Consider the following 18889-nt stretch of genomic DNA (forward strand, 5'->3'; position numbering starts at 1 on the left):
TACTTACTTTCTATGTTTTTTTCTTAATGTTTTACGGAAATCAAGAGCAAGTCTTAACAGAGGATAGAGAGGATGGATAGGCATTGTAAATTCACCCAAATATTCTTCAATCGTTGGATTAAATTTTTCCTTAAAATGATAAAGTCCACCATTGAGAGAGTTTTCAACACCACCTAAATTTTGCCACAACATACCTCGCTCAAAGGCATAGCGAGCCGTTTCATACCAAGTTAAAATTGGTGCATTGTAACGTTTAAAATCATCATCCATACCAGCATATAGATTGACAGAGGTAATACCAAATTCCAAACTCAAAGTAGCCGCTAACGGAATATTTGATTTTCCCATATTCATATATCCCTGCAAGAAATCTATTTCCTCTTCTAAACGTTCTTTTTCTTTTATATTTTCCTGAATTTTTGAAGGTTTGGTGGCATCATTAAATTTTTCTGCAACTACTCTATTTTTTTCTAACTGTTCTTCTAATTCTCTTAAACGCTTAGAAACATCCAAACTCGTTAGCGTGATATAGGAATCTTCTTTGAAGTTATCTAATAATTTTTTATAATAAGCTTCGTTTCTTAAATGAATCTCTTTTCGCTTCTCAGTTTTTTTCATCAACTCCGAAAATGAATCTAATAGTTCCAGTCCACCATATTGAATTTCAAGCCCTTTGTTTCGTGCTGTTCGGATAGCTTGCCTCGTTGATTTAGAAAGTTTATCTTCTTCAAAATTTTCCTTATATATTTTCGCCTGAATACGAGGCTGAATGGTGTCACCCATCTCGGTTGTCCGCCCAGACCATTTCACTCCTAATTGCCCTAAAATCTCAACAATAGCAAGATTTTCAGGATATTCTCTTTTATCTTGATTGACCAAATGTTGGGATAGACAAATACTTGGATCGAAAGTCACAAAAACCGCTCTCTTACTGCGAGCATAAGACTTAATAGACTGCAGGACAAACTTTAAAAGTTCTATATCCCTGTAATCCAATATAGGACCTCTTGGAATATAAAACATTTTATAGCCTAAAGGAAGAGATTTTATGAGAATACTAGCCACAGCCAGTAACTTCCCCTCTTCATAGACACCAAATTTCTCATGATTCCAATCAGATTTCACTTTTTCCCAAGCACTGCTTTGTAATACATTAGCTAATTCATGTTCTTTGACAAACTGATCATATTCTAATGTGGGAATGCCAATTTGATAACGGTACATTTCCTACTCTCTTTCCTCCAGTATCTTATTACTATTCTACTACTTTCGTTTGAAAAGTCTAGTGAAAACAGACTTCCAGCATTGTTTTAAATCCAAGAATAACTATAAATAGTGGTTCATTTATAAAAAACTAACTCAATCTCTCTTCTAATTTGAAATCGATTGGCAGAGTTGCTAGAAACCGTTCCAATTGTTTTTCCCAATAATACCACTCGTGAGTTCCAGCGCTATGGCTATAGATCACATCAAATCCCAGTTTTTTGAGATTTTTCACTGCTAGATTATTGGCTTCGTACAAGAAATCCTGCTCGCCACACCAAGCCCAAAGCTTGGTCTTTTTATCCGATTTTTTAGCCAGACTTTCAAGAGAATAGGGGCTAGCTGTCCAATCTTTAATCTCCCCAAACACACCTCTCCAGTAAGCTGGCGTTCCCAAACCTTGGCTTTCAGGAGAAAAATCTTGAAAGCTAAGGGCGCCTGAAAAACTAGCTGCGTGAGAAAAACAATTTGTTGCAAGAGCCAGTTTAAAGCAGCCGTAGCCTCCCATAGAGAGGCCAGCGATAAAGGTCTTTTCACGCTTGCTAGTCATATTAGGGAAGAAGCGTTTCAGAACCTGTGGCAATTCCTCTGCTAGAGCTGTATAATAGTCAAAACCATATTGGGTATCGGTATACCAACCGTTGCTGGTATTGGGCATGACGACTATGAGATTGGTTCCTCGAAGTAAGCGTTCTACGTTGGTCCGCTTGAGCCAACTATTATGATTGCCAGACATCCCGTGCAAAAGGTACAAGACGGGAATGTCTTTACACTCTGGTTCTTCCACTCGATTGGCATCAGGGTAGAGGACATTCACTCCCCACTCCATATCCAAGACTTGTGAGTAATACTCAATTTTCATTACTGCCATGATTTGCTCCTTCTATTTTCCGATAAGAAAAAGCCAAAACTCGGCTTTCTCTCTGTTTATTTCAAAGATTATTTCGCTTCCATCACCACTGGTAAAATAGCTGGACGACGTTTGGTTTGGTCAAAGAGATACTTGGTCAGATTATCACGAACCTTCCCTTTAAGATCTGCCCAGTCAAAGTCATCTCCTTGAAGATAGTCTTCTACCGTCTGGTTAATCAATTCTGAACTTTCACGGAGAATATCACGGCTCTTCTTGAGATAAACAAATCCGCGCGTATGAACACGAGCCTTGGCCACAATTTTCTTCTCACGACGATTAACGGTAATTGCTACGATGAAAATACCGTCCTCTGACAAGACCTTACGGTCACGAAGAACCACATTACCAACATCACCAATGGCATTTCCATCAATCAAGACATCGCCTGCCGAAACCGCTCCAGCTGGAACAAAGTCCCCATTCTCATAAGCCATGCTGGTTCCCTTTTTAGGGATAAAAATGCGTTCTGGCAACATCCCAACTGCCATAGCAGCCTTAGCATGGGCATCCAACTCACGGTATTCCCCTTGAATTGGGAAGAGATACTTGGGTTGCAAGAGATTAATCATCAACTGCAAATCACGCGCATTTCCATGACCTGACACACGCAAGCTTTGAGTGATCAGTTTGACAACCCCGCCAGCTTGGTAAATCATGTTTTCCACACGCGCCATGACTGCTTCTTTGGCGATAGACGGAGTGGTTACGATATAGACCAAGTCACCGTCCTTGATTTCCACATAACGGTGACGACCAATCGACATCTTGCGAAGACCGTTGATAGGCTCACCCATACGACCTGTCTCAAGGATAATCAACTCATGGTCCTCAAAACGAGACATATCTTTTGGCTTAATCAAAAGACTCTCGTTAGCTAGAGACAATTTCTTAAGGCGAATAGCAGTACGGACGATATTTTCAATATCGAATCCTGTCAAGACCACACGACGGCCTGTTGCATCCGCAGCGTCAAACACCTGCTGGATACGAGAGAGGTTGCTGGCTACTGCTGCAACAATGATACGACCATCCCAGTCCGAAATGGTTTGAGTGATCTCGTCCCCAACTTCACTTTCGCTAGCCACTTGGACATTGCTATCTGCATTGGCTGAATCGCTAAGAAGAGCCAGAACTCCATCACGACCGATTTCTGCCAAACGAGCGAAGTCTGTCGCATAGGATTCACTAGCTGTCTGGTCAAATTTGAAGTCACCTGTATAAACGATACTACCTTCAGCTGTCTTCAAGACAACACCCAAACTTTCTGGGATAGAGTGGGTCGTACGGAAGAAGGAAACTACAGTCCCTCCAAAATCAATCTCCGTATCCTCATCAATGACATGAAAATCATTGAATTTCTTAACTGCGTCATTTCCTTTGACAAAGAGCTTGGCCAACTCAATAGTCAACTCAGAACCAAATACAGGTACCTTAGCTTCAGCCAAGAGATAAGGCAGCGCGCCGATGGCATCGGCATGTCCGTGGGTCAAGAAAACCCCAGCGATACGGTCGCTATTTTCAAAAAGGTAGTCCATATTGGGAATGACCACATCCACCCCTAGTTGTTCATTTTCAGGATATTTTAGACCTGCATCCAAAACGAAAATAGACCCATCGATTTCAGCGATATACATATTTTTCCCATTTTCACGTACACCACCAAGTGTTGTTAAACTGATATTACTCATTTTTCCTCCGAAAGCTTAATTTATTTTGATTATAGGGTTACTTGCCCTTTTATTCTAAAAGCACTACTTTTAGCCGAATCTTTTCCTACCATTATACCATTTTTTTGATGATTTTCAAAATGAAGATTTGTTTTCAAAAAAGAGCTGGTTTCCCAACTCTTTCCTATCTGCTATTCTTTTTCCATTAAAAAGTCATAAATTTCTTGCACGGTACCCAGCGCCATCATTTCTTGGTCCTTGACGGTTTGTTTGAGATTTTGGTAAATCTGACTTTCTCCAATTTCCCGCTTTGGTGCCTCTTTATTGACCGTCATGACACCATCTTTGATCATCACAAAGCCTAGTTCTTCAAACACTTGAATCATCTTGACCAGCAAGATTTGTTGGATATTGAGATAAGTCGCTAAATCCTTGAGCTTATAGCGAATATCAAACTCTGGAAACTGGTAGATGGTCTTGTACAATTTAGCAAACTGCTCTCTAGTCCCATAGCCTGTTAGATAATAGGCCTTGTAAATGTCATTTTTGAAATAGACAGCAGAGAAATTCTGTTCCTGAAAAATGGTCTTCAGCTGAGTAATATCTTCAGGAATGGTTTGTACGACAACAGCTTCACTATCCGCCAGATTTGGCAATTCCCCAGCAAAATCCAAGACTGGAACCCCTTCTGGCAAGACTGCATTTTTTCCACGAATGTTAAAAAGTTGAACACCCTCCACACGTGCATCCACCATCATCAACTGGAGGGCAGTTTGACCATTCCATTGATTGACAGACAATTTGACTGCCAGCTCTAGATTCTTGGTTTGAGAAAACTCTGTCGCCCATCTGCCTTGACCGAAGGCTACCACTTCAAAACTCGCTTCCCCCTTAGAGATTTTCAGCTTGAGATGGGCATTGCCTGCCCCCATGGTACGGGCACTTTCGACCTGAAAATCCTTGATATAAAAGACAGGTTTCTGATTGTCCATGCCAAAAGGTGCCAAACGTTCAAAACTTTTGACCATTTCAAGACTCAAAGTCTCCAAATCCAGTTCTTCATCTAAATTTAACTTGTTCTTGCCAGCAGCATCTGCGCCTTTTTCACGGACATAGTCTTCCAAGACCTGAGATAAATCTGAGAGTTTCTCCACTTCCAGCGTCATTCCTGCTGCACCAGCATGGCCACCAAAGGCGATAAAGAGGTCGCGATGGGGATCTAGGGCTTCAAAAATATCGACCGCTTCCACACTACGAGCACTACCCTTGGCACGACCGTTCTCTATATTGAGAACGATGACTGTCTGCCCTAGTTCTTCCAACAAACGACCAGCGACGATTCCCAGAACCCCAGGATTCCAGCCTTCCTTAGCCAAGACTTGGACCTTCTTCTCAGGGTCCACCATGGTCTTAGCTTCTTCATAGATAGACTGGACGATTTCCTTGCGCTCTTCGTTTTTCTGATGAATCATGAGGGCAATCTCATGGGCTTCCTCGTCGTCAAATCCAGTCAACAAATCAATGGCAGGATTGGGATCATCCAAGCGGCCCAAGGCATTCAAACGAGGGGCAATCTGGAAACCAACCGTTTCTTCTGTTACTTCGTTGGCGGCAATCCCAGCCATATCCAGCATTTCTTGTAAACCAATGCGCTGAGTATGTCCCAGCATTTCCAGACCATACTGAACCAAGATACGGTTCTCATCTGTCAAACTCACCATATCAGCGATGGTACCAATAGCGACCAAATCAAGCAATTCCACTTGTACTTCTTCTAAAAGGGCACAAGCCAGCTTGAAAGCCACTCCGCAACCAGCCAAATATTTGAAAGGATAGTTCGCATCTGGATGTTCAGGGTGAACGATGGCATAGGCATCAGGCAGGGTTTCAGGCATGGAATGGTGGTCAGTCACAATGACATCTACTCCCATAGACTGGGCCAATTCAATAGCCTCGTGACCCGCAACCCCATTATCCACCGTCACAATCAAGGAAATTCCTTCTTGCTCGATAAAGTATTTATAAACACTGGCATTAGGTCCATAACCGTCGGTAAAACGATTGGGCAGATAAACCCGGCACTCAGCACCAAGCTGTTCCAAACTTTCCTTAACAATAGAAGCCGAAGTCATGCCATCCGCATCGTAATCACCGTAAACGAGGATATTTTCCCCTTCTTCAATGGCCTGACGAATCCGTTCCACTGCCTTATCCATATCATGGAGCAGATAAGGGTCGTGCAAATCCTCCAAGGAAGGTTCTAAAAACTTCTTCAGACTTTCTTGGTCCTGAATCCCTCTCTCAAATAATAAGCGAGCCACCTCAGGACCCAGTCCAGCCTTCTTGGCTATTTTTGTAAAATCCGCATCTTCTACCTGCGGGGCAAACTGCCATTCATAAGTAGGTGTTATCAAAAAGACATCCACTCTTTCTAAGAATTCTATTGCTTCATTATAACACGATTTAGACGTTTTCTCTATCCAGATTGCTTTTTTATAAAATTTTAGTGAATTTTTTCAGATATGATTTGACAAGAAAAATCTTTTGGTGTAGAATCGTGTTATAAAATCTAACACAAAGGAGATTCCTTATGGCTTTAGTAGAATTTGAACACGTCGAAAAATATTACGGAGACTACCATGCGCTCCGCGACATCAATCTCCGTTTTGAAAAAGGGCAAGTCGTTGTCCTACTCGGACCATCTGGTTCTGGAAAATCCACTCTTATCCGCACCATCAATGGTTTGGAAGCTGTCGACAAGGGAAGTCTTCTAGTAAATGGTCACCAAGTTGCTGGTGCCAGTCAGAAGGATTTAGTTCCTCTTCGTAAGGAAGTCGGCATGGTTTTCCAGCATTTCAACCTCTATCCGCATAAAACAGTGTTAGAAAACGTAACACTAGCACCCATAAAAGTTCTAGGAATTGATAAAAAAGAAGCTGAAAAAACAGCCCAAAAATATCTGGAATTTGTTAATATGTGGGACAAGAAAGATTCTTATCCAGCCATGCTTTCTGGTGGACAAAAACAACGGATTGCCATCGCACGTGGCCTCGCTATGCATCCTGAACTCCTCCTCTTTGATGAACCAACATCTGCTCTTGACCCTGAAACTATCGGCGATGTTTTGGCAGTTATGCAAAAATTAGCCCACGATGGTATGAATATGATTGTCGTGACCCATGAAATGGGCTTTGCCCGTGAAGTTGCTGACCGAATCATTTTTATGGCTGACGGAGAAGTTTTGGTGGATACAACAGATGTTGATGACTTTTTCGACAATCCAAGCGAACCTCGTGCTCAACAATTCCTCAGCAAAATCATCAACCACGAAAGTGACAAAGTAAAATAAGGAGGCACCTATGAAAAAGAAATTCTTTTTATCAGCATTACTGCTTAGCCTTTTCGGCCTTGCTGCTACAAAACCAGTTCAGGCTGATACCAGCGTCGCAGATATTCAAAAGAGAGGCGAGCTGGTTGTCGGTGTCAAACAAGACGTTCCCAATTTTGGCTACAAGGATCCCAAGACAGGAACCTTTTCTGGTATCGAAACTGACCTGGCCAAGATGGTAGCTGATGAGCTCAAGGTCAAGGTTCGTTATGTGCCGGTTACAGCACAAACTCGCGGACCCCTTCTAGACAATGAACAGGTCGATATGGATATCGCGACCTTTACCATCACAGACGAACGCAAAAAACTCTACAACTTTACCAGCCCTTACTACACAGATGCTTCTGGATTTTTGGTCAATAAATCTGCCAAAATCAAAAATATTGAGGACCTAAACGGCAAAACCATCGGAGTTGCCCAAGGTTCCATCACCCAACGCCTGATTACTGAACTGGGTAAAAAGAAAGGTCTGAAGTTTAAATTCGTCGAACTTGGTTCCTACCCAGAATTGATTACTTCCCTGCATGCTCACCGTATTGATGCCTTTTCCGTTGACCGCTCGATTCTGTCTGGCTACATCAGCAAGCGCACAGTACTGCTAGATGATAGTTTCAAGCCATCTGACTACGGTATCGTTACCAAGAAATCAAATACAGAGCTAAACAATTATCTTGATAACTTGGTTACTAAATGGAGCAAAGATGGTAGTTTGCAGAAACTTTATGACCGTTACAAGCTCAAACCATCTAGCCATACCGCAGATTAAGGAGGATACCCCATGACAGATTTATCATCTTGGACAGCCTATTTTCAGGATTTTGGACAATTTTTCAATGGTTTCCTCTTCACCCTTGCCCTAGCGATTGGATCCTTTATCCTCGCTATGGTCTTGGGCATCTTCTTTGGAGCTATGTCAACCAGCAAACGTCCAATTTTGCGCATTTTGGCTCGCATCTTTGTAGAATTTTACCAAAACACTCCCCTCTTGGTGCAGTTTGTTATCGTTTTTTATGGCCTACCTCTTATCAGTGATCATATCATCATGATTCCAATTTATTGGACAGCCGTTCTCTGCGTGGGACTCTATCACGGCGCCTATATCGCTGAGGTTATTCGCTCAGGGATTCAGTCTATTCCTAGCGGTCAGATGGAGGCCGCCTTGTCGCAAGGTTTTACCTATATCAGTGCTATGCGTTTGATTATCTTGCCTCAGGCTTTCCGTATCATTCTCCCTCCTTTGACCAATCAAATTGTCAACCTCATCAAAAATACCTCCACAGTCGCTATCATCTCTGGAGTAGACTTGATGTTTGTGACCAAGTCTTGGTCAGCACTTAACGGAAACTACATTCCAGCATTTTTAGGCGCTGCCCTTCTCTACTTTTCTCTATGCTTCCCTGTTGCCCAGTTTGGTCGCAAGATGGAGCAAGCCAACAAAAAAGCCTATTCACTTTAGGAGGTTACTATGGAATCCATTTTAGAAGTTTTAACCCCAGATAACCTAATCTTTATCTTTAAAGGATTTGGCTTGACCCTCTATATTTCTCTGATTGCCATCGTCCTCTCTACCCTTATCGGAACGGTGCTAGCCGTCATGAGAAATGGCAAAAATCCTATCTTGCGCATCATCTCCAGCATTTACATCGAGTTTGTGCGCAACGTTCCCAACCTCCTCTGGATTTTCACCATCTTTTTGGTGTTTAAGATGAAGTCCACACCAGCTGGTATTACTGCCTTTACCCTTTTTACCTCAGCAGCCTTGGCTGAGATTATCCGTGGTGGCCTAAATGCCGTAGACAAGGGACAATACGAAGCAGGAATGTCTCAGGGATTTACTTCTGCGCAAATCCTCTACTACATTATTCTCCCACAAGCGATCCGTAAAATGCTGCCAGCCATCATTTCTCAGTTTGTAACCGTAATTAAGGATACCAGCCTCCTCTACTCTGTTATCGCCCTACAAGAACTCTTTGGAGCTAGCCAAATTCTCATGGGCCGTTATTTCGAACCAGAGCAGGTCTTCAGTCTGTATATCCTGATTGCCCTCATCTACTTCAGCTTCAACCTAGCAATTTCGAGCCTGTCTCATATGCTAGCCAAACGTTGGCAACAAGCTGCAGAATAATACTCTTCGAAAATCAAATTCAAACCACGTCAGCTTCACCTTGCCGTACTCAAGTACAGCCTGCGTCTAGCTTCCTAGTTTGCTCTTTGATTTTCATTGAGTATAAACAGCCACTCTCCAGTTCAATTGGAGAGTTTTTCAACTCAATCGCAAAAAACACTGCCAGATTTCTAGCAGTGTTTTGACATTTCATTTGCTTAGTAGACTGTTTTTTCAGTTTCTACATCGAAGAAGTGTGCTTTGTTCAAGTCAAATCCAAGTTCAACTGTTGCACCTGTTTGCAAGTAGTCACGAGCATCAACTTTGGCAACAAATTCATCTTTACCAACTTGGCAGTAAAGGTGAGATTCTGAACCAAGCAATTCTGATACAGAGATAGTAGCTTTGACAACTGATTCTGGGAATGTTTCAAGGAAAGCAGGTTCTGCATTCACGTCTTCTGGACGAATACCGAAGATCAATTCTTTACCTTCGTAGCCTTTTTCACGAAGAACTTTCAAAGCACCTTCTGGAACTTTCAAACGGAAACCGTCAGAAACAATTTCGCTTCCAACCAATTTCACATTGATGAAGTTCATAGCTGGGCTTCCGATGAATCCTGCTACGAATTTGTTAACTGGGTTTTTGTAAACTTCTTGAGGAGTACCGATTTGTTCTACACGTCCAATAGTACCTGTACCAGCAGGGTTCTTAGTTGCTGACATGATAACGATACGGTCTGCAAGTGTCATCGCTTCTGTTTGGTCGTGAGTTACGTAGATAGTTGTAGCTCCGATACGACGGTGGATTTTAGCGATTTCAGCACGCATTGATACACGAAGTTTGGCATCCAAGTTTGACAAAGGCTCGTCCATCAAGAACACTTTTGCATCACGGACGATGGCACGACCCATGGCAACACGTTGACGTTGACCACCTGAAAGGTCAGCTGGTTTACGTTCCAAAAATTCTTTCAATCCAAGGATTTCAGCTGCTTCTTGCACACGTTTATCGATATCTTCCTTGCTGTATTTACGCAATTTCAAACCGAAAGCCATGTTATCGTATACAGTCATGTGTGGGTAAAGAGCGTAGTTTTGGAATACCATGGCGATGTCACGGTCTTTTGGAGCTACGTCGTTGACAACCACGCCATCGATAGATGCAGTACCTTCTGTGATGTCTTCAAGACCAGCAATCATACGAAGAGTAGTTGATTTACCACATCCTGAAGGACCTACGAAAACGATAAATTCTTTGTCTTTGATGTCCAAGTTGAAGTCTTCAACTGAGTAGTGTTCGCTGTTTGGATATTTTTTGTAAATGTTTTTAAGATTCAATTCTACCATGAGGTGAACTCCTTTTGTCTTTTGATAGTTTTATTATAGATGAAAACGCTTTACATTTCTATGGCAAGGTGACCAAAAAAATAAAAAAGTTCTGTGCAACTTGCACAAAACTTTATAAAATATCTGGTAAAATCAACTGATAACACAGGGTAAGATCTGTCAATTCCTTCAATTGTAGCCCTGTCAATTCTTCCCATTTATCAATCTTGTATTGGAGAGAATTGCGGTGCAGATAGAGTTGTTGAGCTGTTTTTGTCAGGACTGCACTGTTTTCCCACAGTGAAAGGATGATTTCCTGAATCTGGTCCTGATCCAAAATCATCTGGTGCAGGCATTCCTTGATTGCCTTCAAGTCCACGAGTCTTTCTCCCATACTCCAAAGATAGAGCTGAGAAAAAGTATGAACACCTTGATGACCCTGACGCCACCAAGTCTTGAACAAATCGCGCTCAGCTTTGATTAAGTCTGATAGGGCTTGATGGCCTGTCTGAGACCAAACCTGACCCAACATGATTGACAGACGAAGTCCAAAGTCATACTCAACCGCTTCAATCGTATCACTTAAAATAGCTCGTACAGAAGTGTACTTATCTTGTTGCAGCACGAAAACATAATCCTGAGCTCCGACCTGAAGCACCGTCTGACAGTTAGGAAAAAGGGTCCGCATCATATCTAGCCAAGAAGCTAGATTTTCCTGCTGAAAATAGGAAAGATGGCAATAAACAAGCTGAATCTTTTTAAAAGCTTGCGGTGCCTGGCCCTTCCCCTCAATCAAAAAAGAATACCAAGGATTGAGCGAACGAGCCTGCTCCTGCTGGGTCAAAAGAGAAATCAACTGCTTCTCACGCTCGCTGAGCCCAGCTTCCTCCAGCAAAATCCACTGCTGAGAAGCTAAAGGAAGAGTTAGATAACCCTCTTTCTCTACTGGTTGGTCTGAAATCTGAGCCTCAGGAAACCAGTCTTGTAGTTCTTTTGCCATCATGTCCTAGCCCTCCACTTTTTGGATGCACCACGAAATCAAGCTCTCAAGACGTTCCAGATTTTCAGTCATATGGAGATAGCCCATCACGGCTTCAAAACCTGTGGACATACGGTAAGTCACCACATCGGCATTTTTGGCCTTGGTGTGGCTATTGGTATTACGACCACGTTTGTAGATTTCTTCTTCTTTTTCCGTCAGGACTTGCTCCTCTAACATAAGGGAAATCAGGCGAGCCTGAGCCTTGGCTGAGACATACTTGGTCGCCTCTTGGTGAAGTTTATTGGGCTTGGTCATGCCTTTGAGGATGAGGTGACGGCGAATATACATGGAATACACCGCGTCCCCCTCAAAAGCTAACGCAATCCCGTTAATGAGATTGACATCAATCACGTGTCCACCTCACTCCATCCTTGGTGTCAAGTAGCTTAATCCCTTGTTCTGCCAATTGGTCACGGATTTGGTCCGCTATGGCAAAGTCACGATTAGCACGCGCTTCTTGACGTTTTTGGATCAAGTCTTCAATCTCTACATCCAAAACTTCCTCAACAAAGACAATCCCAAAGACTTCCAACATATCCGCAAGAGCTTTCTTAACCGCTGCATTATAGTTGCCAGAGTTGATCCACTTAGCCATTTCAAAGACAACTGTGATACCATTGGCAGAGTTGAAATCCTCATCCATAGCTGCTACAAACTTATCTTTAAATGCTTGTAGCTCTTGAGCATCTACAGTTCCTGTAAATGGTTGCTCGTAAGTATTCTTTAGATACTTGAGATTGGTCTCGGCATCACGCACTGCCTTTTCCGTAAAGTTGATAGGCTTGCGGTAATGCTGTGTCGCAAAGAAGAAACGAAGTACTTGCCCATCAAGGGTTTTAAGGGCATCATGCACAGTGATAAAGTTCCCCAAGGACTTGGACATCTTGACATTATCGATGTTGACAAAGCCGTTGTGCATCCAGTAGTTGGCAAAGATCTTGCCTGTTTTGGCTTCTGACTGGGCAATTTCGTTGGTATGGTGAGGAAACTCTAGGTCGGCTCCACCACCGTGGATATCAATGGTATCACCTAAAATCTCTGTCGACATGACTGAACACTCGATGTGCCAGCCCGGACGACCAGGTCCCCAAGGACTATCCCAAGAAATCTCTCCTGGTTTGGCAGATTTCCATAAAGCAAAGTCTACAGGATTTTCCTTACGAGCCGTTTCTTCATCGGTACGACCTGAAGCACCCAGCTCCAAATCTTCCAGGGTTTTATTGGCCAACTTGGCATAGTTGTGAGATTTTTCCACACGGAAGTAAACATCTCCTTGACTCTCGTAAGCAAAGCCTTTTTCAATCAAATCTTCCACAAAGCGGATGATATACACCATAAACTCCACCACACGCGGATGGTGGGTCGCAGGTTTGACACCCAAGGCCGTCACATCCTCACGAAAGGCAGCGATGTACTTGTCAGCAACCTCCTGAGGCGTGATGCCTTCTTCCTTGGCACGATTGATAATCTTATCATCCACATCCGTAAAATTGGAAATATAGGCAACCTCGTACCCACGATACTCAAAATAGCGACGAATGGTATCAAAAGCCACTGTTGAGCGGGCATTCCCCACGTGGATATAGTTGTACACGGTTGGCCCACAAACATACATCTTGACTTTGCCGTCCTCAATCGGGACAAATTCTCGCAAATCACGAGACATGGTGTCATAGATTTTAATCATAAATCATAGTCAGGAAATCCAAAATCCAAGAACAGTTAGTTTCATCACTAAAAGTTCAATTGAATTTCAGTCCGAATGTCTCTACACTTCGGAATCCCTTGCTCCTTTCTCATTCAGATAAACCACCTGAGTCTGTTTGACAAAGCCAATTTTTTCATACAAGCACTTGGCACCTACGTTGCTATCCTCTACTGCAATTTGGAACTCCTTATCATTTTGCTCAATTAGTTGGTTGACAAGGGATTTTGCTAAGTAGCTTCCATAGCCTTTTCCACGTTCAGGTTCAGATATTGCTAAACCGTAGAAGTAATTCGTATCGCTCGATAAATCAATCGTGCAAGTTCCAATAACCTGACCGTCTTTTAATAAAACATATAGGCGACTTTCTGGATCCTTCAGAGCTTCAGCGACATATCTATCCACAATCTCTCTAGACTCATGTTCCTCTGAAAATGCCTGAAATTTTAACTGACTAATTTGATCCTGATACGAACTATCTGCTAACAAAACTTCAAGATTGGAAACAGTTGCTAACGGATCAGGTTTTCTATCCTTACCTAACCAAGTTTCTGTCTCTTCATCCTCGACCAATCCCCAGTTACTGACAAAATCAGGATGGCGGTCTAGAAAAACACGCTCTGTCTGAAAAGTAACTGAATGAATCGGAAAAGAAGCTGTTTCTCTCTCAAAACTAGTAATCAATGCACGCGCAATTCCCTGACGGCGATAATTGGGATGAACCAGTATCGTCACTTCTACATCTTGATCATCTGCATAGACAGTTAAGAGACCAACAAGTTCGCCTTTTTCATAATAAAGGAAAAAGGCGGGCATGTTTGGGTCAAAATTAAGCATGTTAGAGAGATAGGGAACACGATAGGTACCGTCATAGTTTTGGCAACAGTTAATTAGTTTTTTCGCCTCAGATAGCTCCTCTTGGCTTAACTTGTTTCTTGCTTGAATCATATAGCTATCCTCTACAACCCAGACGATTTGTGACTGGCTTCTTTAGCCTGCTCGAGTTTATTGACGTAGTACTCTCGTTTTTCTTCGACTTCGTGAATGACCGGCTCATCCTTCTTACCATGAACACGGACAATCTTAGCAGGAATACCGACAACCGTCACATCACTTGGAACATCTGCTACGACAACTGCTGCAGCACCGACCTTGGCATTTGCACCAATTTCTACAGGACCAATAACTTGGGCATGGGCTGATATGAGTGCTCCCTTTCGAACGGTCGGATGGCGTTTCCCACAGTCTTTCCCTGTTCCCCCAAGAGTCACTCCGTGATAAAGGAGAACACCTTTCTCAACAATCGCTGTCTCGCCAATCACCAAACCAGAGCCATGGTCGATAAAGACACCTGAATCAATCTGAGCACCCGGATGAATCTCAATCTGAGTCCAAAAGCGCCAAAACTGACTGTGCATACGAGCCAAGAGTTTGAAGCCATGATTCCAGAGAAAATGCGAAAGACGGTGGGCCGCCAAGGCCTTGACACCTGGATAAGTCAGCAAAACCTCCAAAGTGGTGCGGGCCGCTGGATCATTTTCTTTTACGATATCAATGGTTTCGCGCCACCATCCCATACATTTCTCCTTTTCTTATTCTGAATCTTTTTGTTTTTCTGTAAATTCTTTCTTAGGTTTGTGATCCTTGTGATGACGTGGGCGGTGAGGTCTCTCAGATTTTTCACCTTTTTCATCACGTTCAGGTTTTGGAGGACGAGGAAGAAGGGCTTTCATAGAAGCATCCACACGTCCTTTTTCATCAATCTTGATAACCTTAACATCAACTTCATCACCGATTTCTACCAAGTCTTCGACATTATTGGTACGCGTCCAAGCCATCTCAGAGATATGAACAAGGGCATCTGTCTTATCAAAGAGGTTAACAAAGGCACCAAATTTCTCGATACGAACGACTTTAGCACGGTAAACTTCATCCACTTTGGCTTCACGAACCAGACCAGCAATAATTTCTTTAGCACGGTTAATAGCATCTTGGTCGCTAGAGTAGATAGACACATTTCCTTCTTCATCGATATCAATCTTAACACCTGTTTCAGCGATAATCTTGTCGATGGTTTCTCCACCCTTACCGATGACAATCTTAATCTTGTCCACATCTATCTTGATGGTATCAATTTTCGGAGCAGTTGGAGCCAATTCTGGACGAACTTCTGGAATGGTTGCTTCAATCACATCAAGGATTTCAAAACGAGCTTTCTTGGCTTGAGCAAGAGCCTCAGTCAAGATTTCTGCAGTAATCCCTTGGATCTTGATATCCATTTGTAGGGCTGTAATCCCGTCACGAGTACCAGCAACCTTGAAGTCCATATCTCCAAAGTGGTCTTCCAAACCTTGGATATCTGTCAAAACTGTGTAGTTATTTCCATCTGAGATAAGTCCCATGGCAATACCAGCTACTGGCGCCTTGATTGGCACACCACCAGCCATAAGAGCAAGCGTTCCCGCACAGATAGAAGCTTGAGATGAAGAACCGTTTGATTCCAAGACCTCAGCTACCAAGCGGATCGCATATGGGAATTCTTCCAAACTTGGCAAGACTTGAGCAAGGGCACGCTCACCGAGAGCACCGTGACCAATTTCACGACGACCAGGCGCACCGTAACGACCAGTTTCCCCTACAGAGTATTGTGGGAAGTTATAGTGGTGCATAAAGCGTTTCTTGTACTCTGGATCCAAACCATCGATGATTTGAGTTTCTCCCATCGGAGCCAAGGTCAAAACTGAAAGAGCCTGAGTTTGTCCACGAGTAAAGAGACCTGAACCGTGCACACGAGGAAGGAAGTCAACAACCGCATCCAAAGGACGGATTTCATCGACCTTACGACCATCAGGACGCACCTTGTCTTCTGTAATCAAACGGCGCACTTCAGCGTGCTCCATTTGTTCCAAGATTTCAGCCACATCTCGCATGATACGGTCAAACTCTTCGTGGTCTGCATATTTTTCTTCGTAAACAGCAGTTACTTGGTCTTTGACTGCTTGAGTTGCAGCTTCACGAGCCAATTTCTCTTCTACTTGGACAGCTTTTTGGAGGTCACTGTTGTAGGCTGCGATAATTTCAGCCTGCAATTCAGCGTCAACATGAAGCAATTCCACTTCTGCTTTTTCTTTACCAACAGCTGCAACGATTTCTTCTTGGAAGGCAATCAATTCTTTGACCGCTTCGTGCCCTTTAAGGAGCGCTTCCAGCATGATTTCTTCTGATAATTCTTTAGCGCCAGACTCTACCATGTTGATAGCGTGTTTAGTCCCAGCTACTGTCAATTCAAGAAGAGATTGCTCTGCTTGTTCTTGCGTAGGGTTGATGATGATTTGACCATCTACATAGCCCACCTGTACCCCAGCGATTGGACCGTCAAATGGAATATCTGAAATAGACAATGCCAATGATGAACCAAACATAGCAGCCATTGGTGCAGATGCATTTTCATCATAAGAAAGTACTGTGTTGATGACTTGTACTTCATTACGGAAACCTTCCGCAAACATAGGACGGATTGGACGGTCAATCAAACGCGCTGTCAAAGTCGCATCTGTTGAAGGACGTCCTTCACGTTTCATAAAGCCACCAGGAAACTTCCCGGCTGCATACATTTTTTCTTCGTAGTTGACTTGGAGAGGGAAGAAATCCCCAGTTGCCATTTTCTTAGACATAACGGCAGCAGTCAAGACAGTTGACTCACCGTAACGTACAACAACAGAGCCATTTGCTTGCTTGGCAACCTGACCAGTCTCTACAATTAACTCACGACCCGCAAAAGTCGTTTGAAACACTTGTTTTGTCATTTTAATCCCCTTTGGATTGATGTAATTATACGCCTTGCCTACAAAGATCAAGATACTAAGGACGTCAAAAGCAAAGTAAAAATAGGAAACTGACGAAGTCTTCGATGAAGACAAGACAGTTTATCTTTTTTACACAGCTTTTCGGCCGGGTTCAATTGCTCAAGATATTTTGGACGATTCGACTTGCCGAACATTTCTGTAGAAAATAGGAAGGTGATGCCGCACTCGATGAGTGCTAGGAAGCTTATCTTTTTTCCTAAGAAATGAGGCCAAAATTCAATTAAGTATCTTTTTGATATTTCCCTGAAATAGTGCGGACGGGAGGTAAAATTATCCAGTGGATGATTTTAGAAATCCAATGGTAATTTTTAATCACTTCGCCTTTTCATTTCTATGCTCAGGCTAAAATAGTTCCCCGAACTATTTTACTCTCAAAAATCCCGTCTTAGATAATAATATTGTTATCATCTAGGATACCACGATAGCGTGAAATATCTTTTAAATACTCACTCCGTTCCTGTTTTTTTGAGACACACATTATCAGATTTTGTTTAAAAAATAATCAACTTTAAACAAACTTCTACAACCTAAATACCCTCATCTTTGTATCAAGTACGTACAGAGTCTATTTTATCATATTTTTCTTAAAAAGTGCGGTCTTTACCATTAAAAAGGAACCATTCCCCTCACTTGAGAAGAATGGTTTGCTTTTTATTATCCTAGAGACTGATGATTAAACAAGGCATGGGTTGCTTGGTGGATGTATTTTGCTGTTTCAGCATTGTTCATAGTGTAGAGATGCACACCGGCAACATCCTGAGTTACCAAGTCCACGATTTGGTCCACTGCATAGGCAAGTCCTGCTGCTCTGAGCGACTCAGGGTCATGCTCATACTTGTCTAAGATGGCTTTAAATTTGCGTGGAAGATGGATATTCTCACAAGTCTTCAAGAGGCGGAGAGCCTGATTTCGATTCAGAATTGGCATAATCCCTGCATGAATAGGAACATCAATTCCAGCCAAGATGCACTTGTCCTGAAAATCATAGAAGCGCTCATTGTCAAAGAAGAGCTGAGTTACAAGGCTCGAACAACCTGCATCCACTTTCTTCTTAAGATTTTGAATATCTGAAATCTGATTTGGTGAATCTGGATGACCTTCTGGATAACAAGCACCAACAATATCAAAGTGAGGGGCTTGTTCCTTGATGAACTCAATCAAGTCGGTTGCGTAGCGGAAATCCTTTTGTGGTTCCACATCAGGGATAATATCCCCACGAAGAGCCAAGATTTTCTGAACCCCAACCTTGTCTAAGTCGGCAATGGTTTCAGCAACCATGTCCTTGGTCAAATAGATGGCTGGCAAGTGAGCAATAGTAGGAATCGCCAAGTCATTTTGGATAAAGTCAGCCAAACGAACCGTCGTTTCCTTGATATTAAATTTATTATTGCTGGCAGTCACACTGATAAAGTGGGGAGCCAACTCCTGCATATCTTGAAGAGCAGAAATAATTTTATCATTACCCACGGCTGGGTTTGGAGGGAACACTTCAAATGAGAGTGACGGTGTTTGGCGTGACATAGTCATTATCCTTTTCTAGTTGATTTTTCGTTAGCTGGACTCTTAGAATCCAAGTGAAACAGGCAGATTGACCAAACAGTGCTTCTTGAGAA

At 42.7% G+C, this 18889-nt stretch carries 16 protein-coding genes; 4 read left to right on the forward strand and 12 right to left on the reverse strand.

From position 1 onward, the window contains the following. Positions 1 to 3: 3 nt before the first annotated feature. From CYK16_RS00860 to recJ, 4 genes are all read right to left on the reverse strand, one after another. Positions 4 to 1224, reverse strand: a complete 1221-nt coding sequence (locus CYK16_RS00860) for an aminoacyltransferase (RefSeq protein WP_060805878.1) — start codon at positions 1222 to 1224, stop codon at positions 4 to 6. Between the two features lie 130 nt (positions 1225 to 1354). Next, positions 1355 to 2134 (reverse strand): alpha/beta hydrolase, encoded by a 780-nt coding sequence (locus tag CYK16_RS00865; RefSeq protein WP_060805879.1) that lies wholly within the window; start codon positions 2132 to 2134, stop codon positions 1355 to 1357. A gap of 68 nt (positions 2135 to 2202) precedes the next feature. After that, complete coding sequence (locus tag CYK16_RS00870; protein ID WP_060805880.1) at positions 2203 to 3864, reverse strand: ribonuclease J; 1662 nt, start codon at positions 3862 to 3864, stop codon at positions 2203 to 2205. A gap of 170 nt (positions 3865 to 4034) precedes the next feature. Beyond that, the gene (recJ, locus tag CYK16_RS00875) at positions 4035 to 6257 is read right to left on the reverse strand and encodes a single-stranded-DNA-specific exonuclease RecJ (RefSeq protein WP_060805881.1); all 2223 of its coding nucleotides are present in this window, start codon (positions 6255 to 6257) and stop codon (positions 4035 to 4037) included. A gap of 176 nt (positions 6258 to 6433) precedes the next feature. On the opposite strand from recJ, the gene CYK16_RS00880 reads away from it, so the two are divergent. Genes CYK16_RS00880 through CYK16_RS00895 form a run of 4 tightly spaced genes read left to right on the forward strand, consistent with a single transcriptional unit; the run spans position 6434 to position 9356 of the window. Then, positions 6434 to 7192, forward strand: coding sequence for an amino acid ABC transporter ATP-binding protein (locus CYK16_RS00880; RefSeq protein WP_001229569.1), 759 nt, complete (start codon positions 6434 to 6436; stop codon positions 7190 to 7192). 10 nt (positions 7193 to 7202) lie between these two features. Next, positions 7203 to 7997, forward strand: a complete 795-nt coding sequence (locus CYK16_RS00885; RefSeq protein ID WP_081094062.1) for a transporter substrate-binding domain-containing protein — start codon at positions 7203 to 7205, stop codon at positions 7995 to 7997. Between the two features lie 12 nt (positions 7998 to 8009). Further along, positions 8010 to 8687: an amino acid ABC transporter permease gene (locus tag CYK16_RS00890; protein WP_000131137.1), complete on the forward strand. Its 678-nt coding sequence runs from the start codon at positions 8010 to 8012 to the stop codon at positions 8685 to 8687. A 9-nt stretch (positions 8688 to 8696) separates the two neighbouring features. Next, entirely contained in the window at positions 8697 to 9356 is a 660-nt protein-coding gene (locus CYK16_RS00895) for an amino acid ABC transporter permease (protein ID WP_049522401.1), read from the forward strand. A 197-nt stretch (positions 9357 to 9553) separates the two neighbouring features. Here the strand turns inward: CYK16_RS00895 and CYK16_RS00900 are convergent, their stop codons facing one another. From CYK16_RS00900 to metF, 8 genes are all read right to left on the reverse strand, one after another. Continuing rightward, positions 9554 to 10684, reverse strand: a complete 1131-nt coding sequence (locus CYK16_RS00900; protein WP_000229952.1) for an ABC transporter ATP-binding protein — start codon at positions 10682 to 10684, stop codon at positions 9554 to 9556. 112 nt (positions 10685 to 10796) lie between these two features. Next, positions 10797 to 11666, reverse strand: coding sequence for a helix-turn-helix domain-containing protein (locus tag CYK16_RS00905; protein WP_101776477.1), 870 nt, complete (start codon positions 11664 to 11666; stop codon positions 10797 to 10799). A 3-nt stretch (positions 11667 to 11669) separates the two neighbouring features. Further along, positions 11670 to 12056: a Mini-ribonuclease 3 gene (locus CYK16_RS00910; RefSeq protein ID WP_000567927.1), complete on the reverse strand. Its 387-nt coding sequence runs from the start codon at positions 12054 to 12056 to the stop codon at positions 11670 to 11672. Next, entirely contained in the window at positions 12049 to 13392 is a 1344-nt protein-coding gene (gene cysS, locus CYK16_RS00915; RefSeq protein WP_101776478.1) for a cysteine--tRNA ligase, read from the reverse strand. Before cysS ends, CYK16_RS00910 begins: the two co-directional genes overlap by 8 nt. 81 nt (positions 13393 to 13473) lie before the next feature. Then, positions 13474 to 14358: a GNAT family N-acetyltransferase gene (locus CYK16_RS00925; RefSeq protein WP_101776479.1), complete on the reverse strand. Its 885-nt coding sequence runs from the start codon at positions 14356 to 14358 to the stop codon at positions 13474 to 13476. Positions 14359 to 14369: 11 nt separating this feature from the next. Then, positions 14370 to 14987 carry a serine O-acetyltransferase gene (cysE, locus tag CYK16_RS00930; protein WP_101776480.1) on the reverse strand — a complete coding sequence of 206 codons (618 nt, stop codon included), beginning with the start codon at positions 14985 to 14987 and terminating at the stop codon, positions 14370 to 14372. Positions 14988 to 15002: 15 nt separating this feature from the next. Next, a complete protein-coding gene (gene pnp, locus CYK16_RS00935; protein ID WP_101776481.1) occupies positions 15003 to 17216 on the reverse strand; it encodes a polyribonucleotide nucleotidyltransferase in 2214 nt (737 codons plus the stop codon). Between the two features lie 714 nt (positions 17217 to 17930). Further along, on the reverse strand, positions 17931 to 18797 hold the full coding sequence (gene metF, locus CYK16_RS00945; RefSeq protein ID WP_049516293.1) for a methylenetetrahydrofolate reductase [NAD(P)H]: 867 nt from the start codon (positions 18795 to 18797) through the stop codon (positions 17931 to 17933). Positions 18798 to 18889 lie beyond the last annotated feature (92 nt).

It is taken from the genome of Streptococcus oralis subsp. dentisani, assembly GCF_002860905.1.
Classification (GTDB): Bacteria; Bacillota; Bacilli; order Lactobacillales; family Streptococcaceae; genus Streptococcus; species Streptococcus oralis_BA.